This is a genomic window from Pseudomonadota bacterium, from assembly GCA_016711215.1.
Taxonomy (GTDB): domain Bacteria; phylum Myxococcota_A; class Polyangia.
Genome location: JADJTL010000005.1, coordinates 17,603 through 44,287, shown reverse-complemented (window position 1 = coordinate 44,287; position 26,685 = coordinate 17,603). Strand labels below are relative to the sequence as shown.

General features: G+C 73.4%; 17 protein-coding genes and 1 tRNA gene. 6 read left to right on the top strand and 12 right to left on the bottom strand.

The window, feature by feature from the left end; genetic code table 11:
* Positions 1–55: 55 nt before the first annotated feature.
* Positions 56–481, top strand: a complete 426-nt coding sequence (locus IPL40_13355; protein MBK8482132.1) for a hypothetical protein — start codon at positions 56–58, stop codon at positions 479–481.
* Here IPL40_13355 and IPL40_13350 read toward each other — a convergent pair.
* From IPL40_13350 to IPL40_13295, 12 genes are all read right to left on the bottom strand, one after another.
* Positions 453–1,760 carry a PEGA domain-containing protein gene (locus IPL40_13350; protein ID MBK8482131.1) on the bottom strand — a complete coding sequence of 436 codons (1,308 nt, stop codon included), beginning with the start codon at positions 1,758–1,760 and terminating at the stop codon, positions 453–455. The genes IPL40_13355 and IPL40_13350 overlap by 29 nt on opposite strands.
* Positions 1,757–3,352, bottom strand: a complete 1,596-nt coding sequence (locus tag IPL40_13345) for a hypothetical protein (GenBank protein MBK8482130.1) — start codon at positions 3,350–3,352, stop codon at positions 1,757–1,759. Before IPL40_13345 ends, IPL40_13350 begins: the two co-directional genes overlap by 4 nt.
* 78 nt (positions 3,353–3,430) lie before the next feature.
* Positions 3,431–4,414: a hypothetical protein gene (locus IPL40_13340; protein MBK8482129.1), complete on the bottom strand. Its 984-nt coding sequence runs from the start codon at positions 4,412–4,414 to the stop codon at positions 3,431–3,433.
* Positions 4,415–4,664: 250 nt separating this feature from the next.
* Positions 4,665–6,104 (bottom strand): sigma 54-dependent Fis family transcriptional regulator, encoded by a 1,440-nt coding sequence (locus tag IPL40_13335; GenBank protein MBK8482128.1) that lies wholly within the window; start codon positions 6,102–6,104, stop codon positions 4,665–4,667.
* Positions 6,101–7,771 carry a protein kinase gene (locus tag IPL40_13330; protein ID MBK8482127.1) on the bottom strand — a complete coding sequence of 557 codons (1,671 nt, stop codon included), beginning with the start codon at positions 7,769–7,771 and terminating at the stop codon, positions 6,101–6,103. Before IPL40_13330 ends, IPL40_13335 begins: the two co-directional genes overlap by 4 nt.
* 72 nt (positions 7,772–7,843) lie before the next feature.
* A complete protein-coding gene (locus tag IPL40_13325) occupies positions 7,844–8,836 on the bottom strand; it encodes a hypothetical protein (protein ID MBK8482126.1) in 993 nt (330 codons plus the stop codon).
* Between the two features lie 414 nt (positions 8,837–9,250).
* Positions 9,251–9,949 (bottom strand): hypothetical protein, encoded by a 699-nt coding sequence (locus IPL40_13320; GenBank protein ID MBK8482125.1) that lies wholly within the window; start codon positions 9,947–9,949, stop codon positions 9,251–9,253.
* Positions 9,950–10,039: 90 nt separating this feature from the next.
* A complete protein-coding gene (locus IPL40_13315) occupies positions 10,040–10,423 on the bottom strand; it encodes a hypothetical protein (protein MBK8482124.1) in 384 nt (127 codons plus the stop codon).
* A gap of 315 nt (positions 10,424–10,738) precedes the next feature.
* A complete protein-coding gene (locus tag IPL40_13310) occupies positions 10,739–12,046 on the bottom strand; it encodes a HAMP domain-containing histidine kinase (GenBank protein MBK8482123.1) in 1,308 nt (435 codons plus the stop codon).
* Positions 12,043–13,296: a response regulator gene (locus IPL40_13305; protein ID MBK8482122.1), complete on the bottom strand. Its 1,254-nt coding sequence runs from the start codon at positions 13,294–13,296 to the stop codon at positions 12,043–12,045. The genes IPL40_13310 and IPL40_13305 overlap by 4 nt, the downstream gene beginning before the upstream one ends.
* Before the next feature lie 213 nt (positions 13,297–13,509).
* The gene (locus IPL40_13300; protein MBK8482121.1) at positions 13,510–15,534 is read right to left on the bottom strand and encodes a family 20 glycosylhydrolase; all 2,025 of its coding nucleotides are present in this window, start codon (positions 15,532–15,534) and stop codon (positions 13,510–13,512) included.
* A gap of 220 nt (positions 15,535–15,754) precedes the next feature.
* Positions 15,755–15,826, bottom strand: a tRNA-Val gene (locus IPL40_13295).
* 263 nt (positions 15,827–16,089) lie between these two features.
* Between IPL40_13295 and IPL40_13290 the strand changes: the two genes are divergently transcribed.
* From IPL40_13290 to IPL40_13270, 5 genes are all read left to right on the top strand, one after another.
* The gene (locus IPL40_13290) at positions 16,090–17,847 is read left to right on the top strand and encodes a DUF2723 domain-containing protein (GenBank protein ID MBK8482120.1); all 1,758 of its coding nucleotides are present in this window, start codon (positions 16,090–16,092) and stop codon (positions 17,845–17,847) included.
* Positions 17,848–17,960: 113 nt separating this feature from the next.
* Positions 17,961–18,359 (top strand): RidA family protein, encoded by a 399-nt coding sequence (locus IPL40_13285; GenBank protein ID MBK8482119.1) that lies wholly within the window; start codon positions 17,961–17,963, stop codon positions 18,357–18,359.
* A 62-nt stretch (positions 18,360–18,421) separates the two neighbouring features.
* Positions 18,422–19,297, top strand: a complete 876-nt coding sequence (locus IPL40_13280; protein MBK8482118.1) for a carboxypeptidase regulatory-like domain-containing protein — start codon at positions 18,422–18,424, stop codon at positions 19,295–19,297.
* A 13-nt stretch (positions 19,298–19,310) separates the two neighbouring features.
* Positions 19,311–22,901, top strand: a complete 3,591-nt coding sequence (locus tag IPL40_13275) for a PD-(D/E)XK nuclease family protein (GenBank protein ID MBK8482117.1) — start codon at positions 19,311–19,313, stop codon at positions 22,899–22,901.
* Positions 22,898–26,617, top strand: coding sequence for a UvrD-helicase domain-containing protein (locus IPL40_13270; GenBank protein MBK8482116.1), 3,720 nt, complete (start codon positions 22,898–22,900; stop codon positions 26,615–26,617). The genes IPL40_13275 and IPL40_13270 overlap by 4 nt, the downstream gene beginning before the upstream one ends.
* Positions 26,618–26,685: the final 68 nt, after the last annotated feature.

Here is a 26,685-nt window from a genome sequence, read left to right as displayed (position 1 = left end):
AACACCTCACGCGAGCCCTCTGGCGGCCGACGAGCGCGGGCCGCAGCGATCCATCTTGGATTTGATCCACGCCGGCGGGCACCTGCTGCTGGCTGCGGCCTACGTCGTCCTGGTCTTCGTGCTCTTGCCAGCGCGCTCGCCTTGGATTCAGGGCGGAGCCGTGGGCGCCGCAGCCGTGGCGCTGCTGACGGCGGTCGGGCTGCTCCGCGGGGGAAGGGCAGGGCGGCGTTGGGCTCAGGTCGGCGCGCTCATCGAGCTTGGGATTTGCGCGCTCGTGATCGCCCTGCTCATTGCCTCCGCCGCCTATCTGCATGGCATCTACGGCGGTCTGGGGGCGGCGGGTGTCGCCATCGCGCTGGTCGCCGCGGCCCTCGTTGCCGAGCTCTTCGGCCTGCTGCCGGCGCTGACGCTGGCGCATTTGCGGCGCCGCGCGCGCGAAGCCGGCGCGCCGCTCAACGCGCGGGGCGGAAGTCGAGATTGACGCCGCTGGGGTCGCGCGCGCCGAGCCAGATGCCAGCGGTGGCGCCGCCCGCGCCCGCGGCCACGAGTGCCCAAAACCACCAGCGGCGATAGAAGGGCCGAGCGCCGGCGTGGCTCCGCCGCTGCGCCGGCAGCTGTTGGCCGCTGGCGAGCGCGTAGAGCTCCGGCCCGAGGCAGGCGGCCAGCGCCGTGGCGTTGGCGCCGCTGCACGCGCGGATGGCGGGTGCAGCCTCGGGGGTGCCGGTCCACAGCAGCCGCGCGTTCAGCGCGGGCGCTGAGCCTGTGCGCGTGATCACGGCGCGCGCTGGGCCGAGGACGCTGGCCAGCAGGGCAGGGTCGGCGCTTGGATCGTCCGCGCTGCGATCCCGGCGCGCGTCCAGCTCGGCGAGCAGCGCCCTGGCCGCGTCGGCCGGTGCGAGCGGCGCCAGGATCAGCGCGCGCTGCTGCGCCTCGCCGGCGGCGGCGGGCCGCACTGTCCACCACGCGGTCTTGGGGTAGAAGCCGTGGTGCTCGGCGCGCACGAGATGCGGCCCCGGAAGCAGCTCCAGCTTGAGCGGCGTCGGACCCAGTCGCTTGCCGTCGATCGCGATCACCGCACCGGCGGGACGCGTGGTCGCGCGCAGTCGGCGTGGCTTGCCGCGGGCCAGCGCCTGCCGCACCTCGTCGATCACTGCCTCGACCTCGGGCGAGTATTCGCCGGCCGTGGCCTGCTCGAAGCCGAGGTGGATCGCCTTGGCGATCGACGCTCGCGCTGCCTCGGCGCGCGAGAGCGCCAATTCGCAGAGCGCGCCGCGGAGCAACAACGCCGCGAGCAAGCGATGATCGTCGGGCGCCACGGCGAGGGTGGGGAGCAGGGCGAGTGGCCCCGCGAGCGTTTCCAGCGCCTGGTGAAAGCGGAGCTTGCGGTACTCGTCGCGCGCGCGCTGCAGCGCCGTGAGCGCCTGGGCGCGGGCCTCCGAGGCGGGGGTCTGGCGCGTCGTCTCGGTGAGCGCCTGCGCGCGCAGGGCGACCCCTGCCTCCTGGGTCTGCAGGCGGAGGTAGGCATGCCGCGCGAGCGCCTGGGCCGTGGAGCGGGCGCGGGGATAGGTCACCACGCGCACCAGGACGCTTCGATCCTTGGATGGCGCGGCGGGTGTCGCGCAGGCGCTCAGGGTGAGGCCAAGCGCGGCCAGCGTGAGGGCTCCCAGCGTTGCCCTGCGCCGACCGCGTGGGGCCCCGACCGCGGGGCCGGCGCGCCGGTCGCCCTCTGGCGCGTCGGTGCTGTGGTGACGCGCGCTCATGAGTCGGGGCTGAAGCGCTCCGCCGCGGCGCCGAGCAGGCTGCCGACCAGCAGCACCGTGCCATCGGGGAGGAGCGTGGCCGTATGTCCGAAACGCGCACCGCGCAGGGTGATGAGCTTGATCGCGTCGCTGGCGATCGTGCCGCAGGCGCAGTCCACCGGCACGAGCTCGGCCGTGCTCGGCGTGTCGGGGAGCTCTCCGCCGCCACCTGCCACGAAGAGCCGCGGTCCCGCTGGCCCCGCGACGAGCGTGGCGCTGTGGCCGGAACGGCGGCGATGAAGCTCGCCGACGCGCGCGAGGCGCTCGGGGCCCTTCGTGTCCAGGCAGTAGATGTCGTTGTACATCGTATCGACCTTGGTCTCGGGATCCTCCCTGCCGCCCCCCACCAGGTAGATTGCGCCGCCCTTGCCGCCGGCGCAGGGGACGCGCACACCGGGGGCGCCGAAACGGCTCTGACCGGCGCCGAAGCCGGCGAGGGCGCGCGCGCAGGGTGGATCGCCGCAGTCGCATGGCGCGGCGAAGCAGAAGACCTGGCCGGTGATGTCGCGATCCTCCGGGCCGGCGCCGCCGGCGACCAGCACGTGGCGGCCGTCGCCGAAGTCGACCACCGTCGGCAGCAGCGCGGGCCAATCGAGCGATAGGGAGCTCGAGCTGTCGGCGCCCCGCGGGTCGAAGCGCTCGACGGAGAGCAAGGGGGCTCCCTCGCTGCCGATTCCGCCGAAGACGGCGACCTGGCCGGAAGGCAGCAGGAGCTGGCCGTGGGCGCCGCGCCCCTCGTGCAGGTCCGGAAGCGCTGCGATTCGCCCGTCGCGCAGGCGCTCGACCGTCTTGACGGCGACGAAGATGGTGGCGTCGCCGACCTGCGCCGGCGCGAAGCCGCCGCTCAGCAGGACGTCGCCACTGTCGAGCAGGGCGGCCTGCTGCAGGAAGCGCGCGCTGCTGAGCTCGACCTGCAGGGGGGTGAATTGACCAGAGACGGGGTCGAAGGACTCGATCGTCCTCAGGGCCTTGGTCTCCCCGGGGGTTTCGAGCTCGAGGGCGGTGAGGGAGGGCGTGACGCCGCCAACGAGCAGCACGCGGCCCTGCAGCCCGCCCTCGGGGACCCAGGTTGCCGTGTGGTAGACGCGCAGCTCGGGGTTGCCACCCGCCCGCGTGCCGTCGGCACAGCCGAGATAGACCTCCACGGCCTGGAGGTCGGCGGTGTAGACGAAGCTGGGGCTGAGCCCGAGGGCGCGGCGATGGAGCTCGGGTTGCTCGCTGGTGCAGCTCGCCTCGGCGAAGTGGACGTCGACGCGCAGGCGGTAGCTGTGCCCGTCGACCAGGCTGAGGCCCTCGAAGAGGCGCCGCTGGTCGGAGAGCGCGTGGGTCGGCAGCGTCGCTTCGCCGAGGAGGCGCCCCGTCGCCAGCTCGATCACGCCGAGGGTGAGTTGGCCATCGACGGCCGCGGGATCGATGCCCGAGGGCGCGAGCTCCAGCAGCAGCGTCGGCCGCTCCCTGCAGGCCCCGACGAGAGTCGCTGCCAGCAGGCCGAGCATGAGGAGGGGCGTAGTGGTGGGCGCAGCAGTGGAGCGGTGGCCGGGAAGGAAATTCATCGCCGATCACGGTCGCCCATGGGCGGCGATCTTAGGCCTAATCGCGGTCAATCGCGAGCTGCTGGGTGCACGTCCGATTCAGCGCGCCGTCGTCTCGGCGAGGGCGGCCTCGAAGACGCAGCTCGCGGCCTCGCCCTCGACGGGCACCGCCTGCACGCTGTCCTGGTAGAAGACCCGAGCGAACGACGTATCCCAGCATTCGGTCGCCGAGACGGTCAGCTCCGGCGCCAGGTCGCCGCCGCTGAAGTGCGCGTCGCCGCGCCCCGCGCCCTGCGCATTCCAGGCCGAGCTGACGATCAAGTCCTCCTCGGCGGAACCGTTCTCCTCGAGATCAGTGCGGCCCTCGATGCGAAACTCGCCGGAGCCGTCGGCCCGCTCGAGATAGCGGTAGGCGCCGTCCTTGGCCGCTTCGTCCCCGTCGGAGAAGTCCTTCATCGTCATCACGATGCTGCGCTCGTCGCCGGTCGTATCGTAGGTCGCCACCATCGTGCCGAGGCCGGGGTGGAGCGCGGGCTCGAGCGCGTGGAGCTCGCTCAGGTAGAGCGTGTACGCGCCGCGGTAGCCGCTGAACGTGAGGCGCTCACCCTTGGTCGAACTTCCGGCGAGTACCGTGCGGAAGTCACCCGCGAGATCGTCCTTCCGGCGAGCGGAGAGGTCGTAGGCATAGGCCTCGCCGTCCCCGGTCTTCTTCACCTCGAGCTGCCAGGTCAGCGGCTCGAGCGCCGGCGTGAAGGGACCCCAGACGGCGCGTCCCGCCTCGAAGGTCGTCGGCGGAAAGGCGACGATAGCCTCGACGATCTGCAGGCCGGTCCGAACCCAGCCGTTGACCTCGCGGGAAATGGCATAGGTCAGGTTGTAGAGTTCGGCGCGCTCCGCCGTCAGGGCCTGGCTCGTTTGTCCGGAGGCGTCCTCGGTGCGGCCGCCGGGAAGGTCGACCGAGAGCGCCGCGGCGGTCGGGACGGCGTTGCGGTAGGCATCGGCGCCTTCGTCGATGGCGCCGCAGGCGACGGCGCCGGAGCCGATGGTGGCCAGCATGGCAAACAGACTCAGCGTGCGGTTCATGGCTTCTTCTCCTCCGTTGTGTGTTGCGTCGCGTGTAGCCGCGTGGCGCCGTGCCGCGCGTGCCCCGCTGAGCCCGACCTAATGCAGCGCCCGTGCCGAGGGCGACCGACGGTGGAACTCTTTGCAATGACGTGAATTCTTCGACGCGGCTGGGCGTGGCCAGCCGTTGATGAGGCGCGTTTGTCTCAGCACTGCCTGAGGGAAACGCGCCTCAGGGGGGTCCCCTGGCGCGGTGCGCGGGGAGCGCTCCTCAGCGGTATTTTGCGAGGAGGCGCTTGAAGCTCATCCGGTCGAGGCCGGCGGCGCGGGCGGCAGCCGAGACGTTTTGGTCATGCCGTGCGAGCTGGCCCAGCAGATAGGCGCGCTCGAAGCTGGCCACCTTTTCCGCCTTCAGCTCGGCGAAGGGGCGGTCCAGTGCCACGGCGTCCGTGGCCTCAGGCGCGTTCGGGAGGGCCGCCCGCCCCGGGGCCTCGCCAGCCAGCGGCCCGGGCCAGGCCGTGGCGCCGGTCGGTCCACCGCTGATGATCAGGGTGCGCTCGATGAAGTTGCGCAGCTCGCGCACGTTGCCGGGCCAGCGCAGCAGCTCGAGTTGGCGCCAATGCTCGTCCGAAATGCCTCGCAGCAGCTCATTGGCGCGCGCCGGCTCCTTCTCGAGCACGCGCTGGACGAAGCGGCGCACCAGCAGGGGGAGATCGCCCTGGCGCTCGCGCAGGGGGGGGAGCTTGAGCTGCACCACCGCCAGCCGGTAGTAGAGATCCTCGCGGAAGTTACCCCGGTTGACCTCGCGCGCGAGGTCGCGGTTGGTCGCGGCCACGAGCCGCAGATCGACGGGGTAGGTGGTGTTCGACCCGAGTGGTCGCACCTGCCGCGTCTCCAGCACGCGCAGCAGCTTGGGCTGCAGCTCGCGCGGCAGCTCGCCGATCTCGTCGAGAAAGAGCGTCCCTCCGTCGGCCTCGCGGACCTGCCCCTGGTAGCGGGTGGCCGCACCGGTGAAGGCCCCGCGCTCGTGGCCGAAGAGCTCGCTCTCGACCAGCGGCGCCGGCATCGCGGCGCAGTCGAAGACCACCAGCGGACCGGTGGCGCGCCGGCTGGCGCGGTGGATCGCCGAGGTCACCAGCTCCTTGCCCGTGCCGCTCTCGCCCTCGAGCAGGATCGTGGCGTCGGTCGGCGCGACGCGCGCCAGCACCGCGAAGAGCTCGCGCATCGCCGGCGAGCGACCGATCACGCCATGGAACTCCTCCTGGTCGCTGCCGGCCAAGGTGGACTTCTCGCCGGTGAGCGTGAAGTGCAGCGTGGATTGTCCGAAGCGCAGCAGCGCGCGTGGCGGCAGGTAGGCGCGCTGCACGCGGACGCCCTCGATCCAGCTGCCATTGGTGCTGTCGAGATCGCGCAGGGTGTAGCCGGCGGGCCCAGCCTCGATGGTCGCGTGGAGGCGGGAGACGCTCGCATCGGCGAGGATCAGGTCATTGCTCGGATGCGATCCGAGGCGCAGCGCCGGGGCGCTGATGCAGCGGTCGACCCCGGGGCCGACGAGGCGATACTGATCGACCTGGCGTCGCAAATGCCCGCCGCCATCGCTGATGATCAGCGTGCCGCCGCAGCCCTCCGCGCCGCCGGGCCCGCCAAGGGTCCGCTCTTTGCCGGTGTCGCTGGTGTCGCTGGTGTTGCTGGTGTCGCTGGTGTCGCTCATGGCGCCAGCTCGACGGCCAAGCGCGTCTCTTGGTCGCGATGAATCAGAACGCTGCGGGTGGCCGTCAGTCCGCGCGCGGGGTTCTCCAACCGCACGATGTGCGGCCCGACGGCGAGGCTGTGGCCGAGCAGGGGCGTGCTGCGCAGTCGCACGCCGTCGACGAAGACGATGGCCCAGGGCTCGCTGTTGACCGAGAGCGATCCGCTGGCCGTGGGTGGGGAGAGGGCTGTCGTGGCGCCGCGCAAACGCGCGACGCGCGGCGTCTGCGCGCGCGTCCGGATGGACCTATGAAGCGTGGGAGCTGCTGCCGCGTCGACAGCGCTCAGGCCAAGCTGTGCACCGGCGTCGCCGCGGCGCTGCCCGGCGGCGAGGGCGCGCGCGGGCGGCGTCGTCGTGGGGGCGCTGGCGCGCCGCAGCGGGTCAGGGCTCAGCGCTGCGGGTGCTTCGTGCGCGGGGGTGGTGGAGGCACCGAAGCCGGCGGCGAGGTAGGCCCCACCGACGAGCAGCGCGAGGCCGGCGGCGGTGATCAGCGCCCGTGAGCGTGGGCGGTGGGTCGGTGGTCGGTGCTCGGATATGGCGGTCGGCGCCGCCTTCAGCGCCGGGCCGCCGACGCTCACGGTTCCCGGGCGCGTGCTGGCAAAGGCCGCCGGCGCGCCGCCCAGGCCGCCGCCGACGCGCTGCAGCTCCGCGCCGAGCGCCAGGTCGAAGGGATGCGGCGCCGCGGGCCGGGCCGCCGCCGCGGCCGCTGCCTGCGTGACCAGCTCGGCGAGCTCATATTCCGAGACGCGGAGGCCACCCTCGCGCATGCAGCGGTCAATCCGCCGCCCCAGCTCACCGGCGCTGGCGAAGCGCGCGGCGGGATCGGTGTGCAAGCAGCCCTCGACGAGCTCGAGCACCGCGGGGGCGAGCTGGGGCGCGCGCTGCCCCAGCGGGCGAATCGCCACGCCGGCCAGGCGCGCGTGCACGTTGACGGTACCGCGCTCGCCGAAGGGGTGCTCGCCGCTCAGCATCTCGTAGAGGATCAGCCCCAGCGCGAAGATATCGGTGCGGGCGTCCGAGGGGCGCGAGGCGAGCTGCTCAGGGGCCATGTAGGCCGCCTTGCCCTTGATCTGTCCGACCTCGGTCTCGATCCTGCTGAGCACCGACTTGACCAACCCGAAGTCCGTCACCTTGACCTGTCCGTCGCGGGAGAGGAGCACGTTGCTCGGGCTGATGTCGCGGTGAACGATCTGCAAGGAACGCCCCTGCGCGTCGATGAAGGCATGCGCGTAGTCCAGGGCGCGCGCGACCTGCATCGCGAGGTAGAGCGCCAGGGCCGGCGGTAGCGGCTGGCGCCGCACGTCGCGAAAGAAGTCCAGCAAGGCCTCGAGGGTGAGGCCCTCGACCCACTCCATCACCAGGAAGTGGTGCTCGTCGATCGTGCCGAGCTCGTAGGTTTGGACGATGTTGGGGTGGGTCAGGAGGAAGGAGACCTTCGCCTCCTCGAGAAACATCGCGACCAGCTCGGGGCGCTGCCGATGCAGCGCGCGAATGGTCTTGATCGCGACCGCTTTCTCGACGCCGTCGGGACCGATGGCGCTGCCGAGATAGACCTCGCCCATGCCCCCCTGACCCTGCCGGGAGCGCACGCGGTAGCGCCCGAAGCTCAGCCCATCCAGCGACGCCATCGGGCTACCTTACACTGTCTGCCAGCGTCGGACCGGGCGCGTGTCGCCGGATCAGCGTGGCAGCCCCTTGCTTCACGGCGCCCGTCGCGAGCCCTGGGACGGGCCGAGCGGCAGCAGGCCGTGCGCGCCGAAGCGCTCACGGGCCAGGGCGGCGATGGTCTGCGCGATCACCGGGTCGTCGGGGCGGAGGGAGTTGCGCGCGAAGCGCTCGCGGGCCGCCTTGAGGAAGGCCTCGATCGGCTCGCGCACGGTCAGGTCATGCCCCACGAGCCGAAAGACGTCGCCGACGCGATGCTGCGGCGTGAAGCGGCGGTGCAGCTCGGCCTTGGCGGCGAAGTAGGCCTCGGCCTCTGTCGCACTGGGCCAAAGGCTGAAGGCGGCGACGCGTCGCTCCGCGGCGTAGAACGCTCCGGCGGGCAACGTGCGTGGTGATCGCATGCCGTACCAAGACAGGACCCGCCGCAGCGATGGGTTGTCGGTTAGGTCGTCCAGCGCGGGGAGGGCGGCCCCGGCTGGACCCAGCACCTCGGCCAGGAACTCGGTGCAGAAGTAGGCGTGGTGATCCTCCAGGTCCCAGGCCGCGTCGAAGGGCAGCTTCGCCCGCTCGATCGCGCGCAGGCGCTGCAACACGCGCGCGCGGTCGAGCGCCTGCCGTCCCGGCTGCAGCGGCGCCTCGACGATCTCGACGTAGAGGTGCGCGCGGACGTAGTCCCAGAGCGGCGTCTTGCGCAGGCCCCCGCGGATGCCGGCTGCTGGCGAGCGCGCGAAGACGGGTTTGTATTCGCCGGCGAAGTCGTAGACGAAGGCCTCGCCCTCGTCGACGACGAGCAGCGCGGAGTGGGTGAAGCGCCAGAAATGGCGCGTGCTTAGGCCGAAGAGCAGGCGATAGGGCCCAGGGGCCTCGGAGAGCACGATCTGACCGGTGCGCAGCGGGAGCCCGAGTTGGTTCGGGGCTGGCTGCGGCCCCCGCGCCGGCGCGACCGCGAGCACGTGCAGCGGCGCGCCGGCGGCCCCGCCGTGCGTGCAGCCCGTCGCCAGCGCCAAGGCGACGAGCGCCAGTGCCAATAGGCGCGGGGCCAATAGGCGCGGTGCCAATAGGCGCGGTGCCCAAAGCGGCGGCAGCCGCCGACCTGCGCCGTGCCTAGGCGCGAGGGCCATGGCTCGTCGGCCGCGGCGCCTGGGACGCGGCTGGAGGCGTGGCCCTGTCACTTGCGGGGTCGGGAGGGTTCGGGCTGCGCGGCGGCGCGGACCGCTGGCGCGCCGGGCTCGGCTCGAACTCGCGCCGGATCTGCGCGGGAATCGTGAAGCAGCCGCCGCTCGCGCCCCCGGCGCCGATCAGCAGCAGCCCACCGAGCAAGCAGCGCCAGCACCGCGGCGCCCGCGGCGCCCGCGGCGGCGCAGGACGCGGACGGGCCGCGCCGGCGGCGCGGGCGCTGCCGGCCGTGCTGGCCGCGCGCCTAATCGTATCGCGCGCGTGCCTCATCGCGGGTTGATCGTGACCGTCGAGCGGGGGCTCCACGCATGGACACCGAGCGCCGTGCCGAGCAGCGCACCGGCGAGCGTCACGACACCAAGACTCGACCATTTCCAGCCCGCGCCCTCGAGCACGTCGGTCTGCTGCAGCGCCAAGCCCGTGCCGCCGAGGACCGCGGTGACCACGCCCAGCGCGGTCAGCGCCGGAGGCCACGCCCGCCAGCTCGCGCTGACCAGCCGCGCGTCGATGGTCGCGTCTGCGCGCGGCACGGAGAACCACGCCGTGGGCTGCATGCCGTCGGCGGCGAGTCGGTAGGGCGTCGTGTCGCGAAGCGGCAGGCGGAGCACGCAGGGCGTGAAGCAGAGGAGCTGCGCGGCCACCCCTCCGGACGCGCGCGGGCCGCCGATGCGGCGCTGCAGGGTTGCAGGCGCGTTGGCCCGCACCGCGACCGTCGCGCGCGCGCCGGGGATGCTGGCCAACACGCGATCGGCAGGGTTGTCCGAGGGCGCGAGCGGCGGCGACACCTCGAGCGGCGGCGACACCTCGAGCGGCGGTGCGCCTGGGCCGGAGCCATTGGAGGCGCTTGCCGGGGCCGCGTGGGCGGTGCTGCGGGCAAGGCCGAGCAGCAACGCCGCCAGCAGCAGCGCCCGATGGGAGCGCCAGCGCTGGGCGCGCGAGCTGGAGCAGAGGGAAGTTCGGGCCATGAGTCGCGGGCGGGAGAAAGACTCGGCGCGCACGCTGCGGAGCCTTGGCCGCTCCATCACCCGCGCCCGCGCCGAGCGGCGACGACGCGCCTACTCGCCGAGGACGCGCGTGCAGTACTTCGAGTACACGCCGAGGATATTGCTGTGGTAGCCATCCACGACCGCGACCTTGGTGATGCCCGCCATCCGCGCCGCGGTGGCGACGGAGGCGTCACCCGTGGCGATGATCCCGAGAATCGCGGTGGCGCAGGACTCGCCCATCTTGGCGCCGATCATCGCGTTGGCATCGGTCCGGTCGTTGACCTGGATCTCGCTGTAGACCGAACCGGTGCCCATTGGCTTGCCCTTGATCGGCGTCGAGGCGCAGCCCACCGCCAGGGAGGCCGCCAGGCAGAGGCCCATCGCCGCGCCGAGGGTCTTGCCGAGGGTCTTGCCGAGGGTCTTGCCGAGGGTCTTGATCGTGTGCTTGCTCATCATCGCTCCTGTCGAAACAAAGTTGGGAACAGCTACAACCGTGACTGAGTGCGCTTTATCGCCGATCCATGCCGTCGCTGTCAAACAAGAGCGAGGCTCGTCGCTGGTCGGGAGCGGTCGCAAGAAACGGGGGCAGGGGCGAGGCGCAGGGGAGCAGAAGGGGCGGGATTTGGCCTGTGCGGGCGCGCGTGGGGGAACGGGGCGGCTCCGCGGCCCGCAGGCGCGAGGACGACGGCCTGCAGAGGCGGTGCGGCGCCTCGCGCTGCCAGGTAACCCAGGCCTGGCCATCCGCAGGCAAGCCCGCTCGCAACCGGGTCAGCGCGGCGCGCTTGGCTTGGCTTCGCTCTCGGGCTTGGGCTCGCTCTTGGGTTCCTCCTGTTGAGCGTGGACGCTGGCGAGCGCCGCCTGGTCGCGGTGCCGTGGCAGCTCGACGCGAAAGCAGGCGCCGCGCCCGGGGGCGCTGGTGCAGGTCAGCGTGCCGCCTTGGCGCTCGATGGCGTTGCGGCTCATGCGCAACCCGAGGCCCGTGCCATCCTTGCCCTTGGTGGTGAAGAAGGGCGTGAAAAGCTGCTTCAGGGCCTCGGGCGCGATCCCGCAGCCGTGATCCTCGATCTCGATCCAAGCCTTGTCGACGTCGGAGCCGGTTCGTAGCAGCAGCGGCTCCCGCGGCGGGCTGGCCTGGGCGGCGTTGCGCAGCAGGTTGAGCAGCACGTGGTAGATACGGTGGCGGTCGACGCGCACGGTCGCGCCGCAGCCGCAGTCGACCTCGAGCTCGCGCGAGCGCGCCAACACGTCGCGGCGAAAGACGGCGGCAGCGCGCTGCACCAGGTCGTCGACCAGCTCCTCGCGCAAACTGAGCGCGGGCGAGCGCTGCTCGGCGAGCGCGAGCATGTCCTGCAACAAGGCCTGCATCGCGTGCGTGCTCTCGGTGGCGTGGTCGACGATCTCGCCGAGCTGGGCCGCCTCGCGCAGCGGGCCTAGCGCCGCGATGAACGCCTCCATGCTGGAGAAGTGGTGCTGGACCCGCTCCATCAGCATCCCCGTCATCTGGCCGAGCGCGGCCAGCCGCTCGCCATGGACCAGCCGCGCCTGCGTCGCCCGCAGCTCGTCCAGCGCGCCGCTGAGGCGCGCGACCTCGCCGCGCAGCTCACCCACACAGCTGCTCAAGGCCAGCTCGACCGCCAGCGCCTCGTGGGCCTTGTAGATGGTATCCGCCAGCAGTGGGGCAGGGAGATCGAGCGGCACGACGCGGAAGGCGTGCCAGGTATTGATCGCGTCGAGCAGCGTCTCGCGGGTGCGCGCCTCGCCCTGAATGATCGGCCGCCCCGGGAGCGCCCGCTGCGTCCAACTGCGCAGGGTGTCGCGCTGCGGTCCGCGCAGCGCGTCCAACGCGAGCAGCAGCACCGCGGGTCCCTCTGGCGGCGCCGTATCGGCCGGCGCGGGAATCGTCAGAATCCGCGCGCGCGCATCGAGGGTGGGCAGGAGCGCGCGCTCGCACAGCGCGTGGAGCGAGGGTGAGACCCAGAGGCGCAGCGGCAGGGCGTGGCGATGGACATAGGAGAGCACCTGGGGCGTCGCGACGCCGGGGCTCGGCGCGGCGGCCGTCTGCGGGGCGTCGATCATCGCGCCTCCTCGGCCGGCGGCGAGGGCGCGGCGAGGGCTTCGGGCAAGGCCGCGCCCAGCACGAGCGTGGCGCGGGTGCCGCGATCGGGGCTGCTGTCGAGCTCGAAGCGCCCATCATGGGCCGCGGCGGCCAGTCGGGCGATCTCGAGCCCGAGCCCGATCCCCGGCGGATCGAAGCCGCTGAAGAAGGGGCGCTGCGCCCGCAAGAGGGTGGCGGCATCCATCCCACAGCCGCTGTCGATCACCTCGATGCGGGCCTCGCGGCGCGCGTGGTGGGGGCCGGGCCGGACGATCAGCCGCACCGTCTCGGGCGGCGCGCTGGCGCGACAGCCGTTGCGCAGCAGGGCCATCACGCTCTGCCGCACGCGCGCGCGGTCGAGGTCGAGCATCGCGGCCGCCGGGTCGATCTCGATCGCGATGTCGCGGCCTGCTGCGAGCGGCTCGTGGCAGAGCAAACGCAGCGCCCCGGTGATCAGGTTCTGCGTCTCCGTCGCCTCGCGTTTGGCGGCGGCGACGTTGGATTGCGCGTAGTCTCGGATCTGCTCCAGCAGCTCGAGCAGCGAGCCGAGGCTCGCCCACGCCGTCTCGGCGCGCTGCAGCACCTCCGGTGCGTCGGTGTGCTGGCGCACGAGGTCGACGAGGATCAGGACGATCGCCGCTGTATTGCGCAGGTCATGAGCGATGCCGGCGATCGAGCGCCCGACCGTCGTCAGGCGCTCCGCGGCCAGCGCCCGCTCCTGGCTGCTGTGGAGCTCGCGCAGGGTCCGGTCGAGGCGTGCGCGGTGATCGCTGAGCGCGTTGACCAGCTGGGTCAGCGCCCAGACGCTGGTGTGGAGGCGCAGGGCCTCGACGGCGATGCTTCGCAGCTCGTCCGGATCGGCCGGTTTGAGCAGAAAGCGGTAGGCGGCGCCCCGATTGATAGCCTCGAGCATCGGTTCGAGGTCGCCGAAGCCGGTGAGCACCACGCGGACCGTCGCCGGACAGGAGACAGCCACCCGCGTCAAGAGCTCGATGCCGGTCATCTCGGGCATGCGCTGGTCGGCGATCAGCAGATCCGGTGGGCCCGTGCGCTCGATCAGGGCCAGGGCCTCCGGCCCGCTGAAGCAGGTGTGGACCTCCCACTCGTCCTCGAGCAGCGCGGTCAGCACGTCGAGGTTTTCGGGCTCGTCGTCGACGAGCATGACGCGCCCGCGCGGGGCGGGGCTGATCCCCAGATTGCTGAGCGCGGCAAGCACTTCGGCGGTCAGCATGGCCATCCTCGGCGAGCGCGGCCACGCGCACTCCAGCCGGGCACCGCCCGGAGTTAGACCGAGGCCGTGCCGGAGACTGTTGGGCGCTGGAAGCGGACGATGAGGGGCGATGATACGGCATTCGCCGCCGTCGCAACAAAACAAATGCGAAGTGCTGCGGGCGAGGCGCGGTCCGAGCGGGGCGTTTCGCGCCGGCGCCTGCCCCGAGGGGTGCTAGCCGGCGGCCGCGGCGAGCAGGGCCTGCAGCGACTCGAGCCAGCCGCGCGCGTGGTTCAGACCCCCGGGGCGGCTGCGCGCCAGCCACAGCGGGCGTTGGCGCTCGAGCAGCGCAGCGAGCGCCTGGGCGAGCGGTAGGCGGATCGCGGGGTCGAGGCTCGAGGTAGGGTCGGCCGTCCCGGCCGCGCAGCGCGCGGCGCCGAGCGCGCAGGCGAGGTGGAGGAGCTCGCCAACCCAGCGCAGCTCCGCGCCGAGCAGCGCGTGATCGGCGCCGCGGAAGGCGGCAGCGGCCAGCCGGCCGAGGGCATCGTCGAGGCGCTCCGAGGCGCTTGCGAGCCCCGCAGCGCTGATCCCGCGGTAGCGTTTGTGGCTGAGCGGTGCCTCGGGAAAGCGCAGCAGGTAGAAGAGCGCGGTGCCGTTCTTCGGATCGGCGCCGCAGGCACGGTGGGCGTCGCCGAGGTCCAGCAGGGCCTGGCCGGCGCCGCCGCGGCTGTCCTGCAGCGCGTGATGATCGAGCCAGGCGGCGAGCTCCCTCGCGCTGAGCGCGTCGGCCGAGCCGGCGTTCCAGGCCAGCGCGGCACCGGCGACCAGACCGGGGTAGCTGATCGGCAAGGGCTGCAGGTGCCCGTGGTCGCCCCAATCTGTGATCAGATAGCCGAGCGCACCCGCGGCCTCGCCGGCGCGGGCGGCGGCCGCGAGGTTGCGCAGCGCATGGTCGGGCCGTCCGGCCAGGCTGTTCCAGCTCCCGGTCCCGGGACAGAGATAGAACTCGACGCCGCTGGCGCGCAGCGTCTGCGCCTGCTCGGCGAAGGGGTGGTCGGGCTCGTAGCCCCAGGCGAGCGCGATCGCGTCCGGCGGCAGCCCGACGGCGCTGGCCGGGCTCGCCAGCACCATGTCCGCCCAGAACTGCATTCGCCGGCCATGGCGCGCGACGCGCGCGTGGACGGCGCGCAAAAAGTCGCCGTAGACGCGCGAGGTATCGCCGTCGGCGGAGCAGGCCGCGCGCGAGCGACCCCGTCCCAGATCGAAGGTCTCGTCGAGGCCGACGTTGAACATCCGACTGCTGAAGCAGGGCAGGAGCTGGGCGTAAAGATCCTCGAGCAACGCCAGACTCCCCGGATCGACCGGGCAGAGGCTGAAGGGCTCGATGGCGTCGCTGAAGGGGTGCGCGAGCCCGGCGGGACACTCGGCCAGCGCTCGGTAGGGCTCGTGGATCAGCCAGCGGTGCAGGTGGCCGAGGCTGTTTTGATTGGGGACGAGCTCGATCCAGCGCGCGCGGCAGAGCTGGTCGAGGGTGCGGATCTCCTCGGGCGTCAGCGGGCTCGCCTCGCGCCAGACGCGCTCATGGCCGCGATAGGCGAAGGTGTGCTCGGTGTAGAGCTGAAGCTGGTTGATCTTCCAGCTCGCCAGCAGGTCGATGAGTGATGCGAGGGTCTCCATCGTCGGCACGCGGTCGCGGCTGACGTCGAGCATCACGCCCCGATGGGCGAAGCTCGGCCAGTCGCGGATGTGCAGGCAGCGCAAGCGCAAGGCGGTGCGCGCCGCCGCCGCGTCCGGCTCAGCGCCTTGGCGGTGCAGCGCGATCCACTGCGCCAGGGTGCAGCCGCCGCGGTAGACACCCGCCGGATCCACGCCCGTCAGCCTGATCTCGTGGGCACTGATGGTGAGGCGATAGCCCTCGCCCGCAGGCGCCGCGGCGGGGTCGAGCGCGAGGACGATCGGCAGGGCCGAGGTCGGCGGCGCGGGCGCTGCCGGGACCACGCGCGGCTCGAGCCCGACGGCGCGGAGCCGCGCGGCGAGCTGTGCGGCGACCGGCGCGAGCAGGCCGCGCTGATCTGGGAGGGCGTAGATGAGGGGATCGCGCTCCAGCGCGCAGGTGCCGGGTTCGAGTGTCAGCTCACGGGGGCGTGGCAGCAGCAGCTCCGGCGGCACCGAAAAATCTGCGCCGCCAGGCTCCGTGGCCGGCTCCGTCGCAGGCTCCGTGGCAGGGTCAGGGTTGCTGCGAGGGGTTCGGCTCAGCATGGCGATCTCAGCATGGCGATCCAGCATGGCAGGCTGAGCAGCGCCGTCCCGAGGCTGAGGGCGCTGGGAGGCAGGGGCTCCGGGCTGTCGCGCCGGATGGTGCAGCGGATGGTGCAGCGGATGGTGATCTTGAGGCCGCCCTCAGGCCCTCCGAGCTCGAGGCGGAGGGGCCCTGGAGTCGGTCCGGTGTCGACCCGAGAGCAAGGGTGCGTGCGGCTTGTGGGCGCAGCAGGATTTGAACCTGCGACTTCCACCGTGTGAGGATGGCACTCTTCCACTGAGTTATGCGCCCAGAGGCGAAGGCTCTTAGCATGCGCGGAGGTTGGCATGCAACCGTGTCACGTCGAAAAGCAGCCCCCGATCACGACGCGCATCCGGCCGTGGGTCGGCTCCCTGGCAGTTGCCCTGCTGGCGGCGGCCGCGCTCGCTAGGACCCATGCGTCGACGATCCAGGCGGCCGATAGCGGTGAGCTCGTCGCCGTGGCCTGTGGCCTCCGGGGTGGCGCATCCGCCCGGCTATCCGCTCTATACGCTGCTGGGTGATGCATTTGCGCGTTGCCCTGGTCCAGCGCGGCGGAGCGGCTCTCGCTGCTGAGCATCATCGCCATGGTCGCAGCCCTGGTCAGCGTCTTCGCCCTGGCGCGCCGCTTGAGCGGCTCGGCCGCGGCGGCTGCCGTCGCCGCGCTGGCGCTGGCCTTCGCCCCGCTGGCGTGGCGCTATGGCGGCCTGCCGGAGGTCTTTGCGCTGCACCTGGCGCTGACCCTGGCGAGCCTCGCCGCGGCGTTCGCGGCCCAGCAAGCGCCGACGCAGCCGCGGCGCAGCGTGGGTCTGGCGCTGGCGGCGCTGGGCTTCGGCCTCGCGCTGAGCAATCACCAAACCGCGCTCCTCGTGCTACCGGTCTTGATCGCTCTCGCGATCGCCACGCCAGGTTGGCGCGGCCGCTGCGGACTGCTGCGTGCCGGCGGCATCGTCGGCGGGCTGGTCGCGGGCCTCGCGCCCTACCTCTACCTGCTGGTGGCGCGGGGCGACGCCATTCCTCGCTGGGGCGAGACGCGGCAATGGGCCGGCTTTGTCCACCATGTGTTGCGACGCGACTACGGCACGCTGCAGCTCGCCCTCGGCGAGCACGCGGGCCCGAGCTCGACGATCCTGGCCTTTAGAGCGGCGCTGCCGGCCCAACTCGGCTGGCCCTTGCTCACCGCGGCCCTCTGCGGCAGCGGCCTGCTCTTGGCCGAGGGGCTGCGGCGCGCCGCGGGCGCAGCCTCGGGTTCGACGTCACGGTCGCGCCTCGTGCCGCTCTCCTTCGCGCTCGCGCCCCTGTGGGCCGGGCCGCTCTTCTTCCTGCTCTTCAATGTCGAGGCCGAGGGCGTCGGCCGTCAGATCGTCGAGCGCTTCTTCCTCTTGCCGCTGGCGCTGCTGACGCTGCCGCTGGCGGTCGCCGTGGCCTGGCTGATCCGGCGTTGCCTCGGCGGCGGCGCCGGCGTGTCGCTCGGTGCGGCGGCCGCGGCGCGGCGCTGGCGCGCGCCGGCCTTGGCGGGGGCGCTGGCCCTCCTGATCGGCCTGCGGGCCAGCGCGGGGCTTCCCGCGGCGGATCTGAGCGAGAGCCACGCGATCGAGGACTACGCGATCAACGTCCTTGGGGTCGTTGCGCGCGGCGCGTTGATCCTCGGCGAGGGCGACGACCGGCTCTTCGCGCTCCTGCACGCCCAGCAGGTGCTCAGGATGCGGCCTGATGTGCAGTACGTCGACGTGCGGATGCTGCTGTTCCCTTGGTACGTCGCCCAGCAGCGCCGGCTCTTTCCGCACTTCGACTACCGGCATCAGCCCGGCAAGGTCGATTCGCTCGGACTGCTTCGTCGTAGCTTGCAGGCGGGGCGGCCAGTCTATCTGGCCTCGATCTACAGCACCGCGGTGCGGGCGGCCTTCGGTAGCTACCCGGTCGGTCCGCTGCAGCGACTCTTGCCAGCCGGGCAGGCGCCGCCGACGCTCGCTGCGTTGCTGGCGAGGCAGCAACGGCTGGCGGGCGCCGCGCTGCGCCGGGGAAGGGATCCGGATCCCGAGCTCGATCCGTGGTCGGCGCGCCTGCGCGAGCCCTGGGCCTGGACCTGGCTTACGCTGGCGCGGGCGTTGAACGCCACCGACCAACCGGAGGCCGCGCGCCGCGCGCATGACGCGGCCCGGGCCTGGGCGCCATGGCTGCTGGCGCCGAGGCCCGGGCCGCGGCGGGGGCTCGGCACGGTTCCTGATGCGCGCCATCGCGATCGCCGTCCACCGGCCAGGCGTGTCGCCGCGGCGTCGCACGGCTTCCTTTGAGTATATTGACCCTGCTACTTGATCTTTTGGTCTAAACGCGGCCGATATCATGGGCGTTCAGCCGCGCAGGCGCGCTGCATCGCTGGCGCAAGCCCTGATGGGAGGATGAAGCGATGACGCGCAGCAAGGTCAGCACGGAGCGGGCGCCCGCCGCGATTGGTCCCTATGCTCAGGCGGTGCGGGCAGGCGAGTGGGTCTTTTGCTCGGGGCAGATCGCGCTCGACCCGTCGAGCCTGGAGCTGGTCGGTGGCGACGATGTGGCGCAGCAGGCGCGGCGTGCCCTGGAGAACCTCGCGGCGGTGCTCGGGGCGGCCGGGAGCAGCCTGGCGGACGTGGTCAAGACGACGGTCTACCTGGTCGAGATGCGGGACTTCGCCGCCGTCAACGAGGTCTACGGTGGCTTCTTCACCGCGGGATCCGAGCCCGCGCGAGCCACGGTGGCGGTGGCCGGGCTGCCCCGCGGCGCCCGCGTCGAGATCGACGCGATAGCCTGGCGCGGCGGTGGTGGGTGAGGGTTTCGCTGCTGCGCCACGCTCGCGGCCGTAGAGGATCCGCGGCGCTGCGATGGGCCGTGTTGGCCCTCGTCGTCGCGCCGAGCGCTTGCGACGGCTGCTGGCGGCGACGTGCAGCCCGGGGGCGCGTCGATGGCGGGGATTCGCAGGGACTGCGCCTGCGCGATGGTGCCGCCCCCGCCAGCGATGCCTGGCGTCGAGGCGCCGAGGGGGGAGCGGCGGGCGATGCCGCACCAGGCGAGCGTCGACGGCCCGCGCTCGTCGCCGCCGGCGAGCTCGGCGTGCTGCCCGGGCCGGTACCTCTGATTCCGCCACCGTCGGCGGCGCTCGGCGCCGAGGTGCCGGCGCCGCTCGGCGGCGAGGTGCCGATGGCAGACCTGGAGGCGTCGCCCGCCGAGCTGCCCCTCGTCGTCGTTCGCGGTGAGGTGCGGGACTGGCGCACGGGTGCGCCGGTCCCGCGCTTCAGCGTCGATGTGAGCGATGGCACGGCGGCGAAGCCCCCGCGGCGCCGTGATGGCAGCTTCGTCTTGCGCTTGGCGCCGGGCCGGCGTCGGCTGCTCGTGCGTGCCCCGGGCTACATGCCCACCACGGTGCAGATCGCTGTGGCGGGGCCGCGAGAGGGCGCGAACGCCGCCTTGCGCGTCGAGCTGCGACCGGCCGGCGCGCTGCGCGGTGAGCTGCAGAGCAGCCTCGGGGGCGCGATCGCTGAGGCGACGGTGAGGCTCGGCGGTGGCGCCGAGGCCACGACCGATGCCCAAGGGCGCTTCGCCCTCGAGGCGCTCCCCGAGGGGATCTATTTGCTGGAGGTCGTCCTTCGCGGCCGGACGCTGCTGCGCGAGCACGGGATCGCGATTCGAGCCGGCGAGACGACCGGGCCGCTGCGCCTGCAGATCGCGCCGAGCGTCGAGCGCGGCGCCTCGCGAGCGGGTGGTGAGTAACGTGCGAGGCGCGATGCCGGCAGGTATCAGGTTGACCGCGGGCGTGCGCGAGAGCGAGGCCGAGCTGATCGCCACGCTGCGCGCGCTGCAGGGCGGCGGCCGCGCGGACGTGGCCCGCCTCGCGGGGGCGCCGGTGCGCATCATCGTTTCGTCGACGGCGCTGCGGGAGCAGCTCAGCGCGCGCCTCGTCGCGCAGCTCGGACCCGCGCTCGTCGGCGTCGTCGTGCAGACGCTGCCGATGCTCGCCGACATGCTGCTGCGCCGCGCCGGTATCGCCTTGCGCGGGGATCAAGGGCTCTTTGCCGCGCTGGTGCAGCGAGAGGTGGGCGCCGACCAGGCCTTGGCCCTGACGCTCGGCGCGCTGGAGCGCGGGCATTTGCTGGCGGCCGAGACGGTCAGCGATCTCCTGAGCGCTGGCTTGAGCGACGGGCTCGCGGCGTCGCTGCCTGCAGTGCTGGCCGGCGCCGAGCTCGACGACACCCGCCGTGTGATGGCGCTGGCGCGCGTCGCCACGCGGGTCGAGGCCGAGCTCGGCGGCCATGGCCTGGCTCGGCGCGAGACCGCGATCGCCCGCGCCTTCGAGGCGCTGCAAGCCGCCGGGCCCCGCCTGCTCGCGGCGCGGGCCGTGTTGATTCTCGGCTTCGCCGACGCGACGGGCCAGCGGGCGGCGCTGCTCCGCGCGCTGCTGGCCTGCGGCGCCGCGCTCTGGACCGAGCTGCCCGACGATCGACTGGTGCCCGCTCGTCGGGCTGCCGGCTGCGCGTTTGCCGAGCGTTTCGTGGCGCGGCTGGGCCTGCAGCCAGCGCCGCTCGCCGCGACCCGATCCGTGGCGCCGGCGTCGGCGTCGGCGTCGAGCCTCGGCTTCGTCGCCGCCAGCGGGGTCGAGTCGGAGGTCACGGAGGTGGCCTTCAGGCTGCAAGCCGCCTTGCGCGCCGGAGCGACGCCCGAGCGCGTGGGCGTGGTGCTCTACGACGTCGAGCGCTATTGCATCCCCTTGCGTCGTGCGCTCGAGCGAAGGGGCGTGCCCTATCGCGCGCTGCAGCTGCCTGCGGCGGTGGATCCGCAGCATCGGCGCTGGGGCGCGGCGCTCCAGCTCTGTCGGCGCGCTGCCGCCGCTCCGCTCGACGCTTGGTTGGACGCGCTCGCGAGCCATGCGCCGGGCGCCCCGGGGCCCGCGCCGGGGACGGGTGCCGCGCTGCTCTGGCCCTCGGTCGAGGCGATCGAGGACCTCCGTCTGGCGCTGCGCGCGGCGGGCGCCGTCGGGCTAGGCGACGTCGCCCGGCTCGAACCCGAGCTGCTGCTGGCGGGCCGGGGCGAGCTGCCGCTCTCCGTGCGCTCCGGGCTGCGACCGGCGGCGGCAGCGGGGCACGCGACGCCGCGCTGGTATGCGGCGCGCAGGCGTTTGGGCGGCGACCTGCTGCGCTGGGCAATCGACGCGGCGCGGGCGCTCGTGCGTGAGCTGGAGGCCTGGGCGCGAGCCCCCCTGGGGGCCCACCTGCGCCGGACGCGCGCGCTGCTCGGAGACCACCTCGGCTGGGCCCTCAGGGCGCCCCAGGGCGCAGCGGACACCGCCCTGTCTCAGCCCGCGGCGGTGGCGGTCCTCGCGCCGCTCGAGGACCTGCTCCCGGGTGGCCTCGAGCTCGAGACCGCCGTCTACCTGACCGTGCTCGAGCGCCAGGTAGCGGCCCAGTTGCTCCCCGCGGCCGCCAGCGGTGGCGGGGTTTGGGTGCTCGACGTCGCGCGCGCGCGCAGCCTGACCTTCGACGAGCTCTTCCTGCTCGGCGTCGATCGTGGCGCGTTGCCACGGGGCAGCGCCGAGGACCCGCTGCTCAGCGATGCCCTGCGGCAGCGCTTGCAGCGCGTGCTGGCCGAGCTGCCGCTCAAGCGCGCCGCGCAGGACGAGCAGCGCTATCTGTTTGCCCAGCTCCTGACCGCCGCGCCGCGCGTGACGCTCTGCTGGCAGGAGGTCGACGACGATGGCGGCGCGGGCGCTCCGTCGGCGCTGGTGCAGCGGCTGCGCGAGCAAACGCCAGCGGGCGGCGAGGCCGAGGGCTCGGCGCTGACCCAGGTGCCGGGATCGCTCGCGCGCCGGCTGCGCCCGCCCCATGCGGGCGGGATTCTGCGTCCGCGCACCGCCGATGAGCTGGCCCGAGTCGCCGCGCTTACCGGTGGCGGCGAGGGCCTCGCTTTCGTGCTGGGGCGGCGTTGGCTCGAGGCTCGGACGCCCTCGGCGCTCGCGGCCGCGCCGCGGCTCGAGGGCGGCGCCGCGGAGCGGCTTTCGCGGTCCCAGCTGGCGCTCTTGGCGGCCCGCGATCGGGTCTCGTGGACCGGACGGTCGGCTGAGGCGAGCGGGGCGCCTGGCGCGACCGCGGCTTTCGGTGGCCCCTATGCCGGTCTGATCGGTGCCCTGCGCGCGGGTGTCTCCGATCCGCGCGAGGGCCCGCTGGCGGTGACGCTGCTCGAGGACCTGGCGCGTTGCCCGTGGCAGGCGCTGCTGCGGCGGGTGCTGCACCTCGAGGCCGCTCGCGATCCGCAGGGCGAGCTTCCCGAACTCAGCGCGGCGATCCTCGGCTCGGCCGCTCATCGCGCGCTGGATCTACTCGTCGGCGCCGGCGAGGGCCCGAGGTGCGGCGCAGTTGCGGGCGCAGTTGCCAGCGCCGCGGGCCGCAGGGTGCCTTGGCCCAGCGCGAGGGCACGCCAGGCTGCCGTCGAGAGGGCGGTCGACGAGGTCGCTAGCGAAGGGGGCTTCGCGCTGCTGCCGGGGCTGAAGCGCGCCTTGGCGCGGCGCGTGCGCCCGCTGGTCGAGCGCGCCGTCGCCCTCGACTGGGGTGCTGCTGAGGGGGCCGCCGAAGCGGAGGCGCAGGGGCCGAGCGCCGTCCACGTCGTTGGCGCCGAGTACGCCGGCACGGTCCTGTTGCGCGATCAGCAGGGGCAGGAGCGTGTCGTCACCTTCCGCGCCGACCGCGTCGACCGGCGCGCGTCGGCGCTCGTGCTGACGGATTTCAAGACGGGGCGACCGCTCTCACCGGCGAAACGCGCCGAGACGCGGCTGGCGCATCTGCGTAGCGCCGTGCGCCGGGGTGAGCGGCTGCAGGCTGCCGTATATGCGCAGTTTCGCGGTGCGCCAGGCGGTGCCCCAGGCGGCAGCCCGATCGGTGAGCTGAGGACGATTGGACGCTACGTCTTTCTGGGGGACGACGATCCGGCGCAGCAGAGATGGAGCGCCGACGAGCCTGCGGCGGCCCTCTCCGCGGCCACGGCCTTCGCGCTGGCCGACGACGACCCAGCCGTCACCGACGACCTGCCGCGGGTGGCGCGAACCCTATTTGCGGCCTGGGACGCTGGTCTGTTCCTCCCGCGGCTCGCGCTTCCCGGCGAGAAGCCGCAGCGGCTCTGCAATCGCTGCGAGCTGCGCGCAGCCTGCGTGCAGGGCGACAGCGGGGCCCGCGAGCGACAGCGGCGCTGGCTTGCGGCGCTGGTTCGCGAGCGCGGCGGCCAGGCGCGCGGCGGCCAGGCGGGCGGCGGCCAGCCGGGGGGCGGCGAGAGCGTGTTGGCGCTCTGGAATCTGCCGGCCGCCGGCGGCGCCGCGGAGCCGTCGCGATGAGCCAAGGCCCTGCCGACCCTCGCGACCCCGCCTCGGAAGACGCTGCGCTGCGGGCGGAGGATGCGCGCGCCCGCGAGCTGGCGCGCAGCGAGCTCGTGCGCCCGGTGGTCCTCGAAGCGGGTGCTGGGACCGGAAAGACCGCCGTGCTCGTGGCGCGGGTGATCAGCTGGAGCGTCGGCGCCGGCTGGGATCGGGCCGCGCGCGCGCTGGAGGCTTCCGGCCGCGGCGGCGCGCCGAGGAGCGACGAGGCGGCCGTCGCCGCCCGGGTGCTCGAGCGCACGCTGGCGATCACCTTCACCGAGCGCGCCGCGGCCGAGATGGAGCTGCGCGTGACGGAGGGCCTCGCGGAGCTCGTGGGCGGGCGCGCCCCCTGTGGTCTCAGACGCGCCCTGCTGGTGGCGACCGCGGGGAGCGAGGCGGCGCTGGCGCGCCGCGCGGCGGCGCTCTTGGCGGCCAGCGACAGCCTGGCGGTCGGCACCTTTCACGCGCTCTGCCGCGCCCTGCTGGCCCGCTTCCCGCTGGCTGCCGGCGTGCATCCGGCCTTCGCGGTGGATGCTGATGGCCGGCGGACCGCTGCCGTGATCGAGGCCCTGCTGCAGGCCCGCATCCCCGAGGCCTATGGCGCGGCGGGCGACGAGCGTTGGACTGCGCTGGCCGCGCTCGGCCTCGGTCCCAGGCAGCTCGCCGCTGCCTTGAAGGTGCTGGTCGAGGGCGGCGTACCGGTCGTTGCGCTGCAGGGCGACGACCCCTACGGGCCGGCGCGCGTGGCCGAGTTCTGCGCGCAGCTGCTGCCGCCGCTCCAAGGCCTGCTCGCCGCCCTCCACGCGCATCCCGTTCCGGCCACCGCCCGGGTCCGGGGCGCGTTGCAGCTCGCCGAGGACTGCCTGCGACTGCGGGATCGGGTCGCCGCGGCGCCGACGCTCGAGGCCTTGAAAGAGAGCGCCGAGCCGCTGCTCAGCGACGCGCAGCGCGAGCGCCTGAGCCGCTGGGCGAGTGACGAGTTCAGCAAGAGCGAGCAGGCCTGGCTGGCCGCAGGGACGGTAGAGGTCAGCGCGGCCAGCGCCCGGCTCGGGCCGCTCCTCGATCAGCTCGGCCGCTGCGATCCGCAGCGCCTGCGGACCCTGATCGCCGTGCTCGGCGAGCTGCTGGGCGAGCTCCATCAGCGACTGCGCGCGGCGGGCGTCGTCGGCTTCGCGCAGCTCCTGCGCGACGCGCATGCCTTGCTCGTCGAGCAGCCGGCGGTGCTCGCGCAGATCCGCGCGGGGCTCGACCAGGTCCTGGTCGATGAGTTTCAGGATACGGATCCCTTGCAGGTCGCCATCGTCGAGCGCCTCGCGCTCAGCGCCTCGCCGGCCGAGCGTCCCGGACTGCTCGTTGTCGGCGACGCCAAACAGTCGATCTACGGCTGGCGCAATGCCGACCTCGCCGCCTATGAGGACTTCGTCGAGCGGGTGATCGCGCAGCGGGGCGTGCGTTGCCGACTCTCGCTCAACTTCCGCTCGCGCGCGGACATCCTCGCCGAGGTCGAGCGCGCGATCGCGCCGGTGATGCGCGCCGAGCGTGGGCTTCAGCCACGCTTCGAACGGCTGGTCTGTGCAGCGGAGGAGGCGCTGGCCCGAGCGCAGGGTGAGCAAGATCACCGCAGCGCGGGTGAGCCAGCGCCGGCGGTCGAGTACTGGGTTTCCTGGGAGCTGCCCGCGCCGTCGGTGGGCGAGGGCGAAGGCGAGGGCGAGGGCGCAGGCCAGGCGACGACGGCCGCGCGCGGCTACGAGCTCGAGGCCAACCTGCTGGTGCGCGATCTGCTCACGCAGCGCGCGCGCGCTGCGGCGCCGCAATGGGGATCGGTTGCCGTGCTCCTGCGCACGACGACGGCGCAGGAGGTCTATCTCGAGGCCTTGCGTCGAGCGGGCATCCCCTATGTCGTCGAGCGCGATCGCAATTTCTACCGCCGGCGCGAGGTTATCGACGCGGCGAGCCTGGTGCGGGTCGTGGCCGATCCGAACGACCATGTGGCGTTGGTGGCCTGGTTGCGCTCGCCGGCGGTCGGTGTGCCCGACGCGGCCCTCTTGCCCCTCTGGCAAGAGGGTTTGCCGGGGCGGGTGACGGCGCTGACGGCGCCCGATCAGGCCGCCCTCGAGGATCTGGACCAGGCCATCACCCGCGCCGAAGCCGCGCTGCCCTGCGGCGCGCCCGGGATCGGCGCGGTGGCCGGCCATTGGGCCACCGTGCTGCGGGAGGCCCTGCGCGGCCTCGCCGAGCTGCGTCGGGCGCTGCGCCTGGAGCCGGTCGATCGCTTCGTCGAGCGCCTGCGCCTGCTGCTCGGCGCCGAGCCGTTGGAGGCCGCGCGCTTCCTCGGGGAGCAGCGGTTGGCCAATCTCGAACGCTTCTTTCGCGAGCTGGAGGGGCAGCTGCTCGCGGGGGAGGGCGGACTGCAAGGGCTGCTGCGCGCGCTGCGCAGCGATGTGGGTGCGCGGCGCGAGGCGGCCGAGGCGCCGGCCAGCGAGGGCAGCGACGGGGCGCTGCGCGTGATGACGATTCACAAGGCGAAGGGGCTGACCTTCGATACCGTCTATCTGCTGGGCCTGCATGCGCGGCCGGGCGGGGGCGCCGGGGCCCAGCCCGACGAATGCGCCGCCCTCGGCCTGCGCTGGGAGTGGCGCTTCGCCGGCGCCGAGACCTTGGGCTTCGCGGGGATCCGCGCGCAGCGGGAGCGGGTCGCGGCGGCCGAGGCTGTGCGCACGCTCTACGTGGGCATGACGCGACCGCGCCGGCGGCTGGTTTTGGCCGGCTGCTGGCCCAGGCCAGGCGAACGGGCGCAGGCGCGCCTCTCGCATCTCGATCTGCTGCAGGCGCGGCGCGCGGCTCGTCCCGACCTGGAGGCGTTGCTGCGCGCGGCTGCGAGCGGTGATCCGGGGGCGGCGAGCTGCACCGACGCGGCCGGCGTCTGCTGGCGGCTGGCCGGCGCCCACGACGCGGCCGCGCCCGTCCTCGGCCCGGTCGACGCGGCGCGGGCCTTCCCCACGGCGGGCGAGCTGGACGAGGAGCTTCGCGCCGGTGCGGTGCTACGCGCGGCAGCCTGCCGGAGGATGGCTCAGCCCTTCGCGACGGTGGCCTCGGCGGCGGCGCCGGGCCCCGCCAAGGCGTCGCAGCAGCCACCCACGCCACCGCCGCTCGACGGCGTTGCGGCGCCCATCGCGCGCGCGGTGGGCACGGTGGTCCATCGCGCGCTCGAGGCGTTGGAGCTCGACGGTGATTTGTCACACGCCTGGAGTCGGCAACGCGCGCGTGTCGCGCACTACGCTGCCGAGGTCGCGAGCCCCGCCGAGCTCGAGGCCGTGCTGGCGCAGGCATCGGCGCTGCTCGAGCGTCTGGCCCACTCCGCGTTGCTCGACCGCCTGCGGCAGCTCGCCGGCCACGTCCTCGGTCGTGAGGTGCCTGTCCTGCTGCGGCCCGCGACGGGCCAGACGGCAGGACCCGCCTACGTCAGCGGCAGCATCGATCTGCTCTATCGCGACCCGAGCACGGGCGAGCTGGTCATCGTCGATTACAAGACCGATCGCGCGAGCGATGATCGCGAACTCGCCGCGCGCGTGGCGCACCACCGGCTGCAGGGGCACCTCTATCAGCAGGCGCTGATGCAGGCGCTGGACCTCCCGAGCATGCCGCGCCTCGAGCTATGGTTCCTCGCGGCCGATCGCATCGTGGCCGCAGGCTGAGGCGGGATCATAGGGCGCGGGGGTCGGCGCAGGGCAGCGCACGTACGAGCGCGCGCCGGCTGCCCCTG

Bases quoted from the DNA above. Each gene is read 5' to 3' on its own strand.
- IPL40_13335 (MBK8482128.1), bottom strand. From the start codon at position 6,104: ATGAGCGACACCAGCGACACCAGCAACACCAGCGACACCAGCGACACC.
- IPL40_13345 (MBK8482130.1), bottom strand. From the start codon at position 3,352: ATGAATTTCCTTCCCGGCCACCGCTCCACTGCTGCGCCCACCACTACG.
- IPL40_13315 (MBK8482124.1), bottom strand. From the start codon at position 10,423: ATGAGCAAGCACACGATCAAGACCCTCGGCAAGACCCTCGGCAAGACC.
- IPL40_13320 (MBK8482125.1), bottom strand. From the start codon at position 9,949: ATGGCCCGAACTTCCCTCTGCTCCAGCTCGCGCGCCCAGCGCTGGCGC.
- IPL40_13310 (MBK8482123.1), bottom strand. From the start codon at position 12,046: ATGATCGACGCCCCGCAGACGGCCGCCGCGCCGAGCCCCGGCGTCGCG.
- IPL40_13275 (MBK8482117.1), top strand. From the start codon at position 19,311: ATGCCGGCAGGTATCAGGTTGACCGCGGGCGTGCGCGAGAGCGAGGCC.
- IPL40_13340 (MBK8482129.1), bottom strand. From the start codon at position 4,414: ATGAACCGCACGCTGAGTCTGTTTGCCATGCTGGCCACCATCGGCTCC.
- IPL40_13300 (MBK8482121.1), bottom strand. From the start codon at position 15,534: ATGCTGAGCCGAACCCCTCGCAGCAACCCTGACCCTGCCACGGAGCCT.
- IPL40_13350 (MBK8482131.1), bottom strand. From the start codon at position 1,760: ATGAGCGCGCGTCACCACAGCACCGACGCGCCAGAGGGCGACCGGCGC.
- IPL40_13270 (MBK8482116.1), top strand. From the start codon at position 22,898: ATGAGCCAAGGCCCTGCCGACCCTCGCGACCCCGCCTCGGAAGACGCT.
- IPL40_13285 (MBK8482119.1), top strand. From the start codon at position 17,961: ATGACGCGCAGCAAGGTCAGCACGGAGCGGGCGCCCGCCGCGATTGGT.
- IPL40_13305 (MBK8482122.1), bottom strand. From the start codon at position 13,296: ATGCTGACCGCCGAAGTGCTTGCCGCGCTCAGCAATCTGGGGATCAGC.
- IPL40_13330 (MBK8482127.1), bottom strand. From the start codon at position 7,771: ATGGCGTCGCTGGATGGGCTGAGCTTCGGGCGCTACCGCGTGCGCTCC.